Here is a 13,133-nt window from a genome sequence, read left to right as displayed (position 1 = left end):
GCCTGCAGGACGTCGTACAGAAGCCGGCGCACTATCCGCCCACGATGGTGAACGGGCCAAGTTCTTTGAAGCTCTTGGCGCCCGTGGTGGTCTGCGACAATGCGTACGCATGCATCGCGCCATTGATCTCGGTGTAGGACGTGCCGAGCTGGGCATTGATGAACGCAAGCAAGCGCCCGTTATAATCGCCGGCCGCGATGGAATTGGCGTCGAATTTCGCCAGCCAATCCCCGTTGTAGTCCAGCGCTTTGCCGGTCGATGTCCGAAGAACCTGCTGGCGGTCGCCGTCGTTGCTCATTTGTCAGCCTTCGGCTTCTGCTTGGCGAGCTTGGCTTGGTTCTCCATCTGCTCCATCTTCAGGTCATGAGCATGCTGGTCTGCGGCAGCCTGACGCGCCATTGCCTCGGCATTCAACTGGTGCTCAGCGACGGCGTGCTGATGATCCACGACCTTCCCGATGAGATCGACTCTCGCCGCAGCCTGCTTGGCTTGACCGTCGATCTGCGTCTGCTGGATGGCGGCCTGAGCCTTCTGCGCTTCCGCCTGCCCTTTGATCTGGGCGGTCTGCATCTTGATCTGCTCGTCCGGCGACGGCTGAGGCGGCGGCGGATTGGCGAGGTGCTGGGCCACATTACCCATCGTCTTCTCGATCAGATCTTCCAGCTCCTGTCCGACCTTGTGCCGGCGCACCGCGAACTGAAGCATGCCCGACGCCAGCGGGGCCAAGGGCGGCATCTGTTGCACGATCGGGCCGAACTCCTTGAAGAAGGAAGCCATGGCCGTAACGAACTCGGTCGCGTCCTGCTTCTCCTGAGCCTGGTCGGCCTCCACCAGCGAATCCGTCTCGATATCGATTCGGAAGCCCCGCATGCGCTCGTTGCGCAGCAACTGGACAACCGCATCGATCGTCACCGGCGGCGGTCCATTGCCCTGCGGTGGGCTGGCCGGCAACGGCTGAGCCGCGGGCTGTTGCGGGGAAACCGGGATCATTTCCGGGTCTTCGCCTTTGCCGGCCGCTTGGGCGCGGGCTTGAACTCACCGCACTCGCGCAACTCAGGCTTCACGATCGCCGCGGTGCTCTTGTTCTCGGCAAGCGGGGTCGGCGGATAGCGATAGCAGAAGCCGTACTTCTGGCCCTCATGCTCGAGTTCAGTCCCGTAGAATTTGCACTCGCCACACGTCTTCACATTGCACCCATCGGTTGGGGTTGAGGCGCCTGCTGCGCTGCCTGCTGCTGCAAGGCTTGCTGCTTCAAGGCCGCGATCTGCTGCTGCAGCGCCTGCGCATCCAACTGCGCCTGCGTCGGCAGCTTCACGTTGGTCATATCCATCAAGGTCTGCGGCTGGAACTGCTCGGCGATGATTTCGCCCGTCAGTTTGGACGCCTGCCCCGCAAACGCGCCCATGGCCGCCAGCCGGTCCCGGATGCGAACCGAAGCCCACTGCCCCTTGATCTGCTGCGCGCCCTTGGTCTCCCGCGGATCGGTCTCACCGCGCACGATGTCCGAGATCCCCGTGATCTGGTAGATATCGTCGATCAGCTGCTTGCGGGCCGTAAACGAGCCCTCCAGCACCTTGATGACCTGATCGACGGGCCACCACTCGATCATGCCGGCGGCGCCCCCGCCCTCCTTGAACTGGTTCCAGTTCGGGATCGGGATCAGGACGTTCTCAACGCCCTTCATGGCGATCTGCTGGATGGCCTCGGAGCTGTCCGAAGCACTCGCGGGGTAGAATCCAGCAACCTTCAATTGGTCGATCAGCGCACCGATGCGCGCCGTCAGGTCGTCAACCTCTTCGGCCTGGTCCTGGTAGTACACGTAATCCGGAATCGGGATCAGCGATGCCGTCTCAAGCGTGGCATAGACCGGCTTGGGACACGGGAAGAAGTCCTTGAAGTCCAGATATGGGTCGGTCTCTTCCAAAAGCTCCTTTGCACCCTTGGCGAGGAAGATCACCTTGTTGGATGTCTTGTCCCAGATTTCGTAAACCGTCGCCTTGGCCGGCTGCTGGCTCTCGGTGTTGCGGGTTTCCGTGTCGTCGCCGACCTTGTGATCGAGCTCGACCTTGCTGAACTTCTCTTCCCCGAACCGCTTGTTGCCCTGCTGGCGGTCCATGTAGACCTTGCGCCAGACCGTCGTCACTTCCTGCCAAGTCCGGGCGACGTTGTGGCCGAAGTCGCGCCAGTTCACGTAATCCCAGCAGACGTGCTCGCCCTCGAGCTGTTCGCCGGCTTCCTCGCCGTCGTTGAGCGGCGCACCCTGCTTGTTCAGCGGGTTGCCGTCTTTCCCCATAAGCGGCGAAAACTCAGCGTCGTAACGCACCCAAGCAGTGCCGCGACCGACCAGAAGATAGTCATCACGTACACTGCGCATAACGCCGTCAAAGTCAGCGTCATCAAAGGTATAGTGAATAGCGCGCTCAACCATCTCGGAGGCGACGCGGGCGACCGGATCGTCATCCTTGAACCTCCGCGTCACGTTCGGCTGCGGCATCTTGGCGTAGATCGCCGGCTGCAGCACCGAGATGTTGGACCACAGCAGCGACATGCGCCGGACTTCCGTCCCCTCCGTGCGGCGCCGCTCAGTGTAAATCTTGATGATCTTCTCGCAGCGATCCGACCAGCGCTTGAACTCGCGATCATAGGTATCAATGACCTTCAGCCAGCGCCGCGCCTTGTCCTCGGCGTCCTGCTGCTCCTTGGTCTTGTCGCTATCGTCGTCGGTCACTTAGACGCGATCCCTGGGCCGCTTGGAGAAGTTCCACATTTCTTCAACCCTGTAATCTGTGATGGCCTTGACGGAAGGCGCGGCCTCTTCTGCCGGCTCGGGCTTTAGTTCGCGGTATCCCTGCGAAAGGTATTGAAACGCCTTGGCGCCATGCGACGACCAGTCATGCAACGGCGATGCCTTGAACGTCTTGTTGTCGTCGTCCCATTCACGCCGATAGCTCTCAAGCGCCGCAAATCCCTCTTCCTCGGTACGAGTGTGAAACACGCACTGAGGAAGCGTCACGCGAATGGCCTGATGGCCGTCAGCATCGGTAGAGCGACCCACCACGCAGGGTTTCAGACGATGCGAGATCATTTGCTCAACGCGAGTGCGCCCGGTCCCCCACTCCTTGACCTTCGCGTCGTGCGGCACATAGTCGGTGCCAGCCTTCCAGCCGTTATCCTCGCGGCGCTTGTGCACAATGTCGGCGTAATGATCGACGCCAACGCCATGCGCCACATAGAAGTCCAGGATCAGCAACTTACCACCGGCCGTGACCTGGAAGAACCAGATCGCGGTCGAATCCCGAACCCCCAAGTCCCACGCCGTGTGAACCGGCAGATCGGGATCAGCTTCAAACTCGCGAATGCGTCCTGACGTTCGAACCGCCAGTGTCTCCCGCGCATAGAATGCGCCGAAGATGGCCGCATTGAACGAACAGAGATATTCCTGCTCAAACTGAGCGTTGCCGAGGTCTTCGCCATATAGCGCCTGATATTCAGCCCGGCTTTCCGCCAGCTGCTCGTCAGTCAGCGCCTTGGTATCAAGAACCGTCGATATCTCGGCAAACCAGCGCGGGTTACCCTTCGCCATGTCGTACATGGCCTTGGCGTGGTTGCGACCGCGGGGCGTCGTGATGAACGCGGCCCATCCGCCGTTCTCCTCGAGCATCGGGCGGATGTAGGCCCATGCCGAGGGGTTAGCCAACGCCCACTCAGAAAACGCCACTCCGGCGATGCCGGCGCCGACCAAGCCGTTGTATCGATCAGAGCCGATGACCTGCCATGTCGAATTGTTCTTGAACCGAATGAACATTTCTTGCTCATTCGTCGCGGCCCGCAGCTCGTGCGGGAAAGCCTCGTCAATACGGCGTATGCCAGTGTGCGGGTTTACCGCCGTCCAGATCGCTTTGCGCGCCTGCGCATATTCCGGCAAGCAATGCCAGTAGGACGCGACACGCTCGTGAACTGCAATAGCCGTGTGGTGCAACACCACATCGTCTTTGCCCCATCGCCTGTGGGCGATCTCGATGGCACGAAGGCCGCCTGACTGCAGATAACTCCAAAGCCGGCGTTGATGGGGCCGCTCGATCCAGCCGTTAGCCGGCAGCTGGATCTTCATAGGTTCGCTTTACGATCTCCACGACCAACGGCGTTTCGCCATCTCCCGACAGCGCGACTTTGTCGCCGTAAATCTTGGGCAGCGCCTTGGACAGCAGCCACCGGCGCGCATCAAACCGAAGCCTCGATCGCTGAACGTGCTCGCCGTTCAGCTTATAGATCTTCTGGTCTCCCTCGCCTTGCTGCTCAATCCAGTCGTTCCGACCATCGTCCGCGAGTTCGAGCACTTCATCGGCCATCGCGTGATAACCGATCTCGCGAGCGGTCTTATACCGATCCCCGAAGCCTTCACGGTTATCCATCGCCCAGGTGCGCACCGTCGATTCCGACGGCAAGCTTTCGTCCCGACAGACCGCGCGCAATGTTTGCCCCTCGGTCAACCGCTGGAGAATGACTGTCGCAATCTCCGGCGTGTAGGCGGTCGGTCGCCCGGTCTTCGCCTTCTGCTTCGGCATCTCGGTTCGGCTTCTGATCGCCGTTCCCTGGCTCCAAAATGCAAAACCCGCCGCGGCGGTGCCGGGCGGGCGCATCTATTCACTCAAGCTGATTTGCACGCGAATATTGGCTATGCGACTGCAAAAGTCAATCCACTGGGGATCTCGCTCCACAAGGCCGGCTGTCTACCGGAAGTACGTCATGCCGCCAACGACGATCGACAGGACAAAAACCAAAGCGGCAGCTCCAATAATCCACGGCATGTCACGGCGTTCTCTGGGGGTCATGTTACCTCCTCATGCGTACTTCCTCGAGCCTTTGGCGGCTGTAGCCCTGGCGACGTTAGCCACTCGTTGATATGGGCTGCCGTTTCGGCCTGACGTGCTCGGCGGAGATATAGCTCGCGCTGAGCGCCCGGCGGGAGCTGCGCAGCAGCGACCCTGAAGCGAGCAGCCTCCTCGGCCAATCTCTCTTCGAATGTCTTAGTATGTTTCGTTCGATTGCGACGCTTGATGACCACAGCGCGTTCCATTCCGTTAGAGGAAGGCGGGAGCGCGATGATGGCGATCTCATCACCGATAGATACCGAGGGCCGCGCGGTGATGAGGGACAAGTACGACAACCTGCGACGGGTTTCTATATCCTGCGTTATTCGTAAGTAATTATTTTTGCTTGAGAAATACTCAAACAGCTCAGAACACTAATTCCCAGCCTGATGACAGTTGCGCTCGGAATTGGTCACGCGGCCATCGCTCGCCACCGTCTCAGCAGGTCATCGTGCCACAGCATGGTCGCGCCCGGATGTATCCTGAACGCGGCAAGCTCGACCGCCCGCTCCATCGTCGCGCCGGGTGCTTCGTACCACCCTCCTGCCCGCTTGATCGGCATCATATCGCACTGCACGGCCCGGGCGATGTTGGTCGCGATGGCTCGGTTCGGCACCCATAAGGCGGCATGAACGGCCAACTGTGCCGGGGATGACGCCTGCAGTCGGCCGATCGTGGCGACCAGGTCAAGCGCATAGCCAACCCGGCTCATTTCCGTGGCCGGGATTCCGGCCGCGGACGTCACCACGTACACCGCAGCGAATTCGCCCTTCCGCAGCTGGTCGCGGATCATCTTGGTGTAGTCGGTCAGATCAATAGCCATTCCGTGTCACCCAGCCTTCCGCGCCTGCCCCAACGCCACGTCGTGTAAATGAATCCAAAGGTCTGATGCTGGTCCGTCGCACCAGGCTTCGGCCTCAATCTCTTTGGTGGGCGCCCGCATCGCCTGGATCGCAGCAACGGCAAGTTCAGGCCAAATGCGAGCCAAAGGCTGATTGATCAGCTCCGCGCGCCGCTTCTCCATCGCCGCCGCGACCCGTTCCTGCATCTCGCTCATCGTCGCCCCTCAAACCGAGCTGCTTTATGCTGCCCATCGTTCCAGCGCTTTCCGTCCTTCATCCAGCCGACGCCGCCGATCCACACTTTGCCGTGCGGGTTAACTACCGGGTTAACCCCGGCCATGGCTCGTTCGGTCAGGAAGTTCGGCAGATGCGCGCGGCCGGCCGGCTCGTCGACCACTTCGATGCTGAGCTCCACCCCACCGAAATGCTCCAGGATCAGCGCGACCGACTTGTCGATCCGATTGTGGATCGTCCGCTCACTGCATCGCTCGCGCTCAGCCATGCGCCAGATCGGATCATCATGCGCCCACGCCACAAGCCGCGGAACGCCACCATGGTGATGCCCGAGCCAGGCCAGCCAGTCGGCCACGGTCTCTGCCTGGGCGATCTCCCGAGCCGTCGGCACGATCCGGACGCGGGTCTCGTTGTAGCCGTAGGCGAGCACGGCATCGGCCGTGGCCCGATTCCAGACCTGCGACACGTTCTGGAATTTGAGCTCGGTGTCGCCGAGCGCGTCGAGCACGACGATCCCGCGCTTGATCGCGACCTTCAGGGCTGAGTGCTGCTGTTTCGGAGTCATCAGGCAAATCCTCTTTCTCGCTCGACCGTCAGGCTAGGAACAGCATCGACGGATCCCGGTTTATTCCTGAAAAGGTTAGGAACGCTCCGGTGCCCGTAACTCTGGTAGCCGCCAAGGATCTTGAGCTGATCGCGCTGCGTGAAATCCGCAGCTTCCCGGGCGGAGAGTACGTCTGCCACGTCGAGATCGAACCGGCCGGCATCGAATGGACAATGACGGCAATAGTCCGCGATGGAGCCGATCTCGATCGCATCCAGTATGCCGTCGGCACGACCACCAAGAGGCTGAAGCAGCGATACTCGGTGCGATTCGATTGGTGACGTCATACGCTGGCAATCGATCATGGGCCGACGGGCTCCGCCGGTCCTGTTGCCAATGATCGCGAACTCTCGGCCGCGCGTGTACTGCGCGCAAATGTCGGCCGCGTGCGCTCAAGCACCCAGCTAACGGCGCCTTCGTCACGGATGACAGCGGCATCGACGACCGGATAGCGAACATATCGCGGTTCGCCCTCGGAATCGCGATAGCAAGCCTCATAGGTGCCACGACGCTTGCCCCTGATCCACGGTCCCTCCCGACGCCACGCGCCGATCACCGGATGCAGTCCGGCAATCGCAGGGGGAATTGTCAGGCCACCCACAGGATCGCTCCCGACTTGTCGCAGAGACCGTCCCACCATTTATCGACGATGTACGACCTCATACCTGGGTTTCCGGTCTGAGTTGCGTCCGCTGCGAGTTCAAGAACATCGGTCATCTCGTCGAAGCTGAAATCGTTCTCCGCAAGAAGCCGGCCGATTTGCTTCACGCCCATCCGGAGCGATTGACCTACAGGATCCTCGATAAGCTGATCGCCGCGCTTGACCATCGCGTCCAGTTCATTGAGCGAAAATGCCCTGAGCTGAGCCGCAGGTATCCGGTGCCGTTCGTGTTCTTCGATTGCGTCAAGAATGGTAGCCAAAGCTGATGCGAGCTGCCGAGCGTGATCTTTCATAGTTTCCTCACTGGCTGATCAGTTCAAGTTCGGGGATGTAATTGAAAATCGTTCGACCGCGTCGACCGGTCACGCGATGCCTGATCTTCCCTACATCGACGATGGTTTGGCCGTTGACGTGATCGCCCTCGATCTTCACGCCATAGTCCGCCTTGTTCACCCAGTGGGAACTGTCAGCGGCATCATAAAGCGAGAGCGATCCGATGCCCTTTAATCCGCCCTCTTTCGTCGGGTGGATGACCACGATCACCAGAACGTTGTAGACTCGCGCAAAACGCTTCAGCTTCTTGACCGCGCGACCGACGTACTCCGTCAGGCTCTCATCTCGACGCCGCTGGTGTTCGAGTTCGTTCCACGGATCGACGACCAGCATATCGAGTCCATAGCGGACGACCGCATCGGCGGCCCGATCCAGGAGCCAGTCGACTGTCGGATCTTCCTCGTCATCATCGAGCTCGCAATGAAAGAACACGAATTGCTCGTTGATGAAGCGATCAGCCTCACGGACCGCGGGATCCAGAAAGTGAGTGATGGCGCGCCCAAGGAAAGCGGTTCGGATCAGCTTCTGCATGTACGGCTTGACCTTCATTTCGAAGGTCGCGACTCCGACCCGCCAGCCGTGGTTTCTCGCCACGTTGGTTGCGAGTTGCGTCGTCCATGTAGATTTTCCCGATCCCGGAATGCCCAACACGGTCATGAACAATCCGCGCTCGAGCATCAGACCGGCCATCCCTTCCTGCACCGGGAGGTCTAGCCTTCCCCAACCCGTACTCACGGGGTTCATCGGAGGCGGCTCCGGAAAGTCGCTCATGCGATAGACGCCCTTGATAGGGTACGGCATCGCGTTCGCGATCATCGTAACGATTGCAGACGCCCCGTGCTGCAAGAGCACCTCGTTCGCATCCGGCTTTTTCGCCAAGCAGTTCGGATACTGTACGAAAGAACACCGGACGTGCCCAAGGCGCCGGGCCAGTTCCTCTCGGAGGCGGCGCCCCGGCCCATCGTCGTCGGTCATGAGTACGAAGCGCTTGATCTTTTTCAGCCGATCCCAATTGTTCGCCAGAAACTTGAACTTGTCGTCGTTGTCAGGATCAATGTCATCGGTGCCGCTCGGTACAGTGGGCAGCTCCCTGCCCTGCGCATCTCTGTCCGGAGGGGCTCCGTCGGGCACCGAGACAACGAACGGATAGCCAGCGCTCTGAACAGCGAGGCAGTCCGGCTCGCCCTCGACGACTACGAGGGCCGCTGAGCCTTCTGAAAGCTTCGGGTCGTCCAGGACATCCGCGTTGTAAAACGTGCGCCGGCCATTCGGCCTCTGCCACATGACTTTCGAGCCGTCGGGCCGCGGCCGCGCGCGATATTTGGCCGCGACATCGACGCCGTTCTCGAAGTACGGGAAAACCAGAATGTCGCCAGCCACGTCTGGGACAACGGAGTTTTCATCGCCAATGGTGACGCGCTTGCCGCTGAAGATCCCCATACGTGCGACGATCTCCGGATCGATCGCCCGCGCCTCGAACCATTCGGCCGCCCTTGGACTGAGCGTCATAGCTTCTTCCGCCTTTCCATCCGCAATTTTTGCAATTGAAAAACACACCCTCGCTGTCGATGAGCACCGACAAACACGGGTCCCGCTTGTGCTTCCGCTGCGCTGAGCAGTTCGGGCAAAGCGCTTTCTGGTTGCCGTGCCGCGGTCGACGCAACACGATCCGGAATTCATCCAGGATTTCGGAGGACGTCCTCAAATCTGCGGCCTCCCCTGAGGAGCACCGCCGTTCGGCCTGAACGCTCGGGATTTTCGAAGCCAGTTTTGGCCGGCCTGTCGCCAATCGGCGAACACGGTCCCCTTCGCCCTGTGGTGGCCGATGAATCCCTCGAACTCATCCGCCAGCTGAGGCTCGCCGAACTTCTTTTCACGCCCGTACTCGAAGAACGCCGAACGGAGCGCGTCAAACTCGAAACTGGTGGGGTCCGGCATCGGAGACGTCGCCGGCTTTCGTCGCCTCCCTTGAGGAGACGAAGCTGGCTCGCTTGGCGCCTCTGGCGCAGCGCTAGCTATAATCTTTCTCTTCTTACTTATTTCTCTTTCTATATTGGGATCGCGCTCGGATGCATTCGGGAATCCCGTTGGGATCGCATCTGGATCGCTGTTGGGAATCCCGGTGGGATCGCTTTGGGAGTCCGAAAGAGCACACAGCACATACTTCTTCTTGAGCGACCGGGAATGCGGATTGAGCGCCGACAGAAGGACGGCCATCTCTCTAATTGCTTGATTTGACGATGTTTCGTTGTGAGCGAGGCCCCACCGCTTTGCATTGCCAGCCTCGCTCGACTTGCGCTTTCCCATCTTCATCAGACCGGCAGCGAGCGCCTTTTCTGCGATCACTGGATGGTACAAACGACCATCATTACAGAGCACCCATCCGCGGAGCACCACGTCGCGAATTTGCCTCCAATTTCTCAAACTTTTTCGAAATTCTGCCAGACGGATGAGCTGATTGTCGTCGCTCGGCAGGCTCGCCGCCGGCACCTGGTGGTAGCTTTTGAGCCAAAGAATGAGCCCAGCCCGGAACTGCTCGGCGTCGGCGATAGCGTGAAACTCGGACCCAAGCAGACGGGCGATGTCGATTGGGAGATAAGGAAAGTCGCGCAGATCAAGATAGCGCGGCGTGAGCGGTTCGGTCATTGCGTCGCGCCGTTCCGTTCTGCATAGACAGAGAGAAAGCGAGCCCATGCTCGGCCAGCAGCAGCGGCATCCTTGATGTCGAGCGAGGACAGGGCTCGCTCGCGAGCTTCACAAAACTCACGCCAGCGTCGCTCTGGCACCGTCTCCAACTTGGTGATTTCAGCGCTCATCGCTTGCGCTCCAACTCCGCCTCGACGGTCGGATCAATCCAAAGGGCGATGCTGGCAATCCACTCCATCCCGGCCACGCTGAAGCGCAGGAGAGCTTTAGCCGCGGATCGGCGCGCTCGCTGCTTCCAAGAGGCGTTCGAGCCTTGCAATTCGGTTTCGAAGTTCGGTGAGTTCATTATCGGTCCCGGCATCGTGCGCCGGCTGAACCAGCGCACGGAGTTGTTCGACTTCGTCTGCACGGACCCGGACCCGTGGATCCCGGTACCAAATTCCGTGAATGCGACCGGGAGACCAGCCAGATAGGCTGCGCTGCAGTCGACGCAGTATCCCTTTGACCGATTCATCAGGCCGTCGATGCCCGGCAATCTGCCGAAGCAGTCCGGCAGCCTCTTCCAAGGTCGCTGAACGCCCCACCATTTGGTTCAAAGCCTTTTTGGGTTTCTCCAAAACCATCCGTGGTTCTCCTTCTCCTCGAAAGGAGAAGGTCACGGATGGCGTTGGAGCACCTCGCACACTTCACGCAACGCATACTGGAGAACGTCGACCCGTCGTCGCTGTCTGGAAAACTCAACGACGTGTCGAAATCGGAACGCAGGCGCAGCGATCATGCGCGCACCTCAGAAGGATATTGCAATGAAGGTTCAGAGACATCGCCGGGAGCCGGCGCCGAAAGCGCGCCAGCTTCACCTGGCTCTAGCGATCGCGCGGTACCGGGCGTGGGATGCTGATCTGATTGAGAAGCATGGTCCGCTGTACTATCGAAGAATGGGGTTTTCGGTGCACTGAGTGCCAGCAGCCGGTCGATCTCGCTGGCAAGAGCGTTCCAGTTACTCAGGCGAGGGCTTGTTTTTGCGGCCTTCCACCTGTCCCAGGTCGAGCGATTCAAGCCAGCACCACGCAACGCGAGTGCGAGGGGAATTTTGGCAAATGCAAGCCGACGCTCCAAGCGATCAATCTCGACCAGAATATCCATGATCGGGAAACTATATGCATTAATGCCGTATTTCAAGGCATCAATGCATCATCATCCTGCTTTTTTTGGTGGTAGGTTGCCATCATGAAAATGGAAGCTGCCGCAATCGCTTACGTTCGCTATGTCTTGAACATATCGAACCTCTCTCCCTCCGCCTTGGCGAAGAAAGCTAAGCTGTCGTCCACGACGCTAACCCGTGCCCTCAACGACCCGTCGCACAGGTTTACATTGTCCACGACAACTCTTGAGAAAGTGCGCGACGCCACCGGAATCAGCTTTGCGCCATTCTTTGAAGCCGAAGATCAAGTAAACTTAACGACCGCTTCGGTTCACCCGCCAGAGGCGTTCCTGGATCGCGGCGGTCGTACACTGCCACTCAACCGACAGACTCCGTTTTCAGCAATGGCGGTAGTCATCGGCGAGGTCGCCCCCGGTTATTGGCAAGATCCCGCCTTAGCTGCCACGGAGCACCTGCCGCTGACCGTTGCGCTTGTTGGCACCCAACCCAAAAACACATTTGCTTGCATCGCCCGTGGCAGCGGAGCGATGCCATTTGCGGCCGCTGGTGAGTATTTACTCTGTCGTCGGCTGTTGGACGAAAAGGAACTAACATATTTGAATGGCAGAGCTTTTATCGTTCAAGCCAAATCACCGCGGGACAAGTTCAGAATCGAGCTCACCGCTCGATTGCTGCAAGGGCGATCCAAGGGATACGATTTGGTGACCCTGGACAAGTCGGACTGGAAGCGAATGGCCTCGATCACCCACTTTAACCGCCTGTCAGATCTCCAAGATGCCCAGATACTTGGCCTTGTCGAATACATCGTCCGCGACCCAGGCCCGTCAATTCACCTGATGGCCGCTGAGGCACACATGAAGAGAAAATAGTGCATTTATGCATTGACCGCCTGATGCAATAATGCATAATGCTCCGTGTCACCACGACGGGAGCTCGCGTTGCCTATTTCCTCTTCGACTGCTGTCCAACCCGGCATTCTTCGCTCCCAAGCCATCAAGCTGATCGGTGTCGACGACCGCTTCACTGAGACCGGCCATGTCGTGGTCGAGGTCGGTGGCACTTACCCTGAAATCGTGATGTTCAACGGCGATCCGTTCATCGCGACCGGTGATCGCCCGGCCATCCCGGATCCGACCATACCGCTGCAGTACCGCAAGGTGCGTCCCTATCGCTTTGTGCGGAGGGCGCTCCCGTGAGTTCGCTCGACCACCTGCAGATTTCTCAACCGCCTGCGGATTTCTCGACCGCCTGCGGATGTCCGACGCTCATCGAGACCATCAGAACGGGCTATGACAATGACCGGAGCTACCACCACTGCAGAATCCAGCCAAGCCGCGATCATCGACTTCGGCCAAATCGGCAAATCACGGCCGCCGCGGCGCAGCGTCAAGAAGCGGCCGGATCATCCCGATGCGGATCTCATCGAAAGCTGCATAGAATGCGCGATGCAGATGGCCGCCGGAAAGGCGCCATATAAGATTGATCCAACCGATTCCGAGTTTGCCGCCTTCTGCGACGACATCTGCCGATCGCGCGCCGATCGGGCACTTCGCGCAGTCCTTGAAATGAGCCCGTCCACGTTAGACGGACTTCGCGCGAAGGCTGGACTTGTCGAAGCCGTCATAGACGACTGGACGGACTTTCCCGGTGGTATCCAGCTCGACGAGCTGCAGACCACGCTCCTCCTTTCACTTGCGAAGGACGTCATCCGCTTTCAGCGCGCGGCGATGATCGAAAAGACATCGCACCTGCCCTTTTCCGGCACCGACAAATAAGGGAC

Annotated in this window: 19 protein-coding genes; 3 read left to right on the top strand and 16 right to left on the bottom strand. The window is 59.7% G+C overall.

The window, feature by feature from the left end:
• Positions 1-31 precede the first annotated feature (31 nt).
• The 16 genes from ACE10X_RS13170 to ACE10X_RS13095 all read right to left on the bottom strand — a co-directional run bounded on the left by ACE10X_RS13170 (position 32) and on the right by ACE10X_RS13095 (position 11,370).
• Positions 32-298, bottom strand: a complete 267-nt coding sequence (locus ACE10X_RS13170) for a hypothetical protein (protein ID WP_375764227.1) — start codon at positions 296-298, stop codon at positions 32-34.
• Positions 295-990: a hypothetical protein gene (locus tag ACE10X_RS13165; RefSeq protein ID WP_375764226.1), complete on the bottom strand. Its 696-nt coding sequence runs from the start codon at positions 988-990 to the stop codon at positions 295-297. Before ACE10X_RS13165 ends, ACE10X_RS13170 begins: the two co-directional genes overlap by 4 nt.
• Positions 987-1,187, bottom strand: coding sequence for a hypothetical protein (locus tag ACE10X_RS13160; RefSeq protein WP_375764225.1), 201 nt, complete (start codon positions 1,185-1,187; stop codon positions 987-989). The genes ACE10X_RS13165 and ACE10X_RS13160 overlap by 4 nt, the downstream gene beginning before the upstream one ends.
• Positions 1,184-2,728, bottom strand: coding sequence for a hypothetical protein (locus ACE10X_RS13155; protein ID WP_375764224.1), 1,545 nt, complete (start codon positions 2,726-2,728; stop codon positions 1,184-1,186). The genes ACE10X_RS13160 and ACE10X_RS13155 overlap by 4 nt, the downstream gene beginning before the upstream one ends.
• Positions 2,729-4,111: a hypothetical protein gene (locus ACE10X_RS13150; protein WP_375764223.1), complete on the bottom strand. Its 1,383-nt coding sequence runs from the start codon at positions 4,109-4,111 to the stop codon at positions 2,729-2,731. It abuts the gene before it with no gap.
• Positions 4,089-4,640 carry a terminase small subunit protein gene (locus ACE10X_RS13145; protein WP_375764222.1) on the bottom strand — a complete coding sequence of 184 codons (552 nt, stop codon included), beginning with the start codon at positions 4,638-4,640 and terminating at the stop codon, positions 4,089-4,091. The genes ACE10X_RS13150 and ACE10X_RS13145 overlap by 23 nt, the downstream gene beginning before the upstream one ends.
• Before the next feature lie 643 nt (positions 4,641-5,283).
• On the bottom strand, positions 5,284-5,694 hold the full coding sequence (locus ACE10X_RS13140; protein WP_375764221.1) for a hypothetical protein: 411 nt from the start codon (positions 5,692-5,694) through the stop codon (positions 5,284-5,286).
• A gap of 6 nt (positions 5,695-5,700) precedes the next feature.
• Complete coding sequence (locus ACE10X_RS13135) at positions 5,701-5,928, bottom strand: hypothetical protein (RefSeq protein WP_375764220.1); 228 nt, start codon at positions 5,926-5,928, stop codon at positions 5,701-5,703.
• Positions 5,925-6,512, bottom strand: coding sequence for a DUF6362 family protein (locus ACE10X_RS13130; protein WP_375764219.1), 588 nt, complete (start codon positions 6,510-6,512; stop codon positions 5,925-5,927). The genes ACE10X_RS13135 and ACE10X_RS13130 overlap by 4 nt, the downstream gene beginning before the upstream one ends.
• Positions 6,512-6,856, bottom strand: a complete 345-nt coding sequence (locus tag ACE10X_RS13125) for a hypothetical protein (RefSeq protein WP_375764218.1) — start codon at positions 6,854-6,856, stop codon at positions 6,512-6,514. Before ACE10X_RS13125 ends, ACE10X_RS13130 begins: the two co-directional genes overlap by 1 nt.
• Positions 6,857-7,139: 283 nt before the next feature.
• Entirely contained in the window at positions 7,140-7,505 is a 366-nt protein-coding gene (locus ACE10X_RS13120; protein ID WP_375764217.1) for a hypothetical protein, read from the bottom strand.
• Between the two features lie 7 nt (positions 7,506-7,512).
• Positions 7,513-9,054 carry an AAA family ATPase gene (locus tag ACE10X_RS13115; RefSeq protein ID WP_375764216.1) on the bottom strand — a complete coding sequence of 514 codons (1,542 nt, stop codon included), beginning with the start codon at positions 9,052-9,054 and terminating at the stop codon, positions 7,513-7,515.
• 192 nt (positions 9,055-9,246) lie between these two features.
• Positions 9,247-10,191, bottom strand: a complete 945-nt coding sequence (locus ACE10X_RS13110; protein WP_375764215.1) for a DUF1376 domain-containing protein — start codon at positions 10,189-10,191, stop codon at positions 9,247-9,249.
• Positions 10,188-10,361, bottom strand: a complete 174-nt coding sequence (locus ACE10X_RS13105; RefSeq protein WP_375764214.1) for a hypothetical protein — start codon at positions 10,359-10,361, stop codon at positions 10,188-10,190. Before ACE10X_RS13105 ends, ACE10X_RS13110 begins: the two co-directional genes overlap by 4 nt.
• Positions 10,358-10,537 carry a hypothetical protein gene (locus ACE10X_RS13100; RefSeq protein WP_375764213.1) on the bottom strand — a complete coding sequence of 60 codons (180 nt, stop codon included), beginning with the start codon at positions 10,535-10,537 and terminating at the stop codon, positions 10,358-10,360. The genes ACE10X_RS13105 and ACE10X_RS13100 overlap by 4 nt, the downstream gene beginning before the upstream one ends.
• 428 nt (positions 10,538-10,965) lie before the next feature.
• Entirely contained in the window at positions 10,966-11,370 is a 405-nt protein-coding gene (locus ACE10X_RS13095) for a hypothetical protein (RefSeq protein ID WP_375764212.1), read from the bottom strand.
• 48 nt (positions 11,371-11,418) lie between these two features.
• Here ACE10X_RS13095 and ACE10X_RS13090 point away from each other — a divergent pair, with 48 nt between their 5' ends.
• The 3 genes from ACE10X_RS13090 to ACE10X_RS13080 all read left to right on the top strand — a co-directional run bounded on the left by ACE10X_RS13090 (position 11,419) and on the right by ACE10X_RS13080 (position 13,128).
• Positions 11,419-12,222 carry a helix-turn-helix domain-containing protein gene (locus ACE10X_RS13090; RefSeq protein WP_375764211.1) on the top strand — a complete coding sequence of 268 codons (804 nt, stop codon included), beginning with the start codon at positions 11,419-11,421 and terminating at the stop codon, positions 12,220-12,222.
• Positions 12,223-12,291: 69 nt separating this feature from the next.
• Complete coding sequence (locus ACE10X_RS13085; RefSeq protein WP_375764210.1) at positions 12,292-12,549, top strand: hypothetical protein; 258 nt, start codon at positions 12,292-12,294, stop codon at positions 12,547-12,549.
• A gap of 99 nt (positions 12,550-12,648) precedes the next feature.
• Positions 12,649-13,128, top strand: coding sequence for a hypothetical protein (locus tag ACE10X_RS13080; RefSeq protein WP_375764209.1), 480 nt, complete (start codon positions 12,649-12,651; stop codon positions 13,126-13,128).
• Positions 13,129-13,133 lie beyond the last annotated feature (5 nt).

It is taken from the genome of Bradyrhizobium sp. Pha-3 (genome assembly GCF_042258325.1).
Classification (GTDB): domain Bacteria; phylum Pseudomonadota; class Alphaproteobacteria; order Rhizobiales; family Xanthobacteraceae; genus Bradyrhizobium; species Bradyrhizobium elkanii.
The sequence above is the reverse complement of the archived record's forward strand: the minus strand, read 5'-3'. Positions and strand labels throughout refer to the sequence as shown.

Excerpts from the sequence above, each read along its gene's own strand:
- ACE10X_RS13150 (WP_375764223.1), bottom strand. The coding sequence starts at position 4,111 with ATGAAGATCCAGCTGCCGGCTAACGGCTGGATCGAGCGGCCCCATCAA.
- ACE10X_RS13145 (WP_375764222.1), bottom strand. The coding sequence starts at position 4,640 with ATGCGCCCGCCCGGCACCGCCGCGGCGGGTTTTGCATTTTGGAGCCAG.
- ACE10X_RS13110 (WP_375764215.1), bottom strand. The coding sequence starts at position 10,191 with ATGACCGAACCGCTCACGCCGCGCTATCTTGATCTGCGCGACTTTCCT.
- ACE10X_RS13115 (WP_375764216.1), bottom strand. The coding sequence starts at position 9,054 with ATGACGCTCAGTCCAAGGGCGGCCGAATGGTTCGAGGCGCGGGCGATC.
- ACE10X_RS13135 (WP_375764220.1), bottom strand. The coding sequence starts at position 5,928 with ATGAGCGAGATGCAGGAACGGGTCGCGGCGGCGATGGAGAAGCGGCGC.
- ACE10X_RS13105 (WP_375764214.1), bottom strand. The coding sequence starts at position 10,361 with ATGAGCGCTGAAATCACCAAGTTGGAGACGGTGCCAGAGCGACGCTGG.
- ACE10X_RS13100 (WP_375764213.1), bottom strand. The coding sequence starts at position 10,537 with ATGAACTCACCGAACTTCGAAACCGAATTGCAAGGCTCGAACGCCTCT.
- ACE10X_RS13165 (WP_375764226.1), bottom strand. The coding sequence starts at position 990 with ATGATCCCGGTTTCCCCGCAACAGCCCGCGGCTCAGCCGTTGCCGGCC.
- ACE10X_RS13125 (WP_375764218.1), bottom strand. The coding sequence starts at position 6,856 with ATGATCGATTGCCAGCGTATGACGTCACCAATCGAATCGCACCGAGTA.
- ACE10X_RS13130 (WP_375764219.1), bottom strand. The coding sequence starts at position 6,512 with ATGACTCCGAAACAGCAGCACTCAGCCCTGAAGGTCGCGATCAAGCGC.
- ACE10X_RS13140 (WP_375764221.1), bottom strand. The coding sequence starts at position 5,694 with ATGGCTATTGATCTGACCGACTACACCAAGATGATCCGCGACCAGCTG.
- ACE10X_RS13090 (WP_375764211.1), top strand. The coding sequence starts at position 11,419 with ATGAAAATGGAAGCTGCCGCAATCGCTTACGTTCGCTATGTCTTGAAC.
- ACE10X_RS13120 (WP_375764217.1), bottom strand. The coding sequence starts at position 7,505 with ATGAAAGATCACGCTCGGCAGCTCGCATCAGCTTTGGCTACCATTCTT.
- ACE10X_RS13170 (WP_375764227.1), bottom strand. The coding sequence starts at position 298 with ATGAGCAACGACGGCGACCGCCAGCAGGTTCTTCGGACATCGACCGGC.
- ACE10X_RS13080 (WP_375764209.1), top strand. The coding sequence starts at position 12,649 with ATGACCGGAGCTACCACCACTGCAGAATCCAGCCAAGCCGCGATCATC.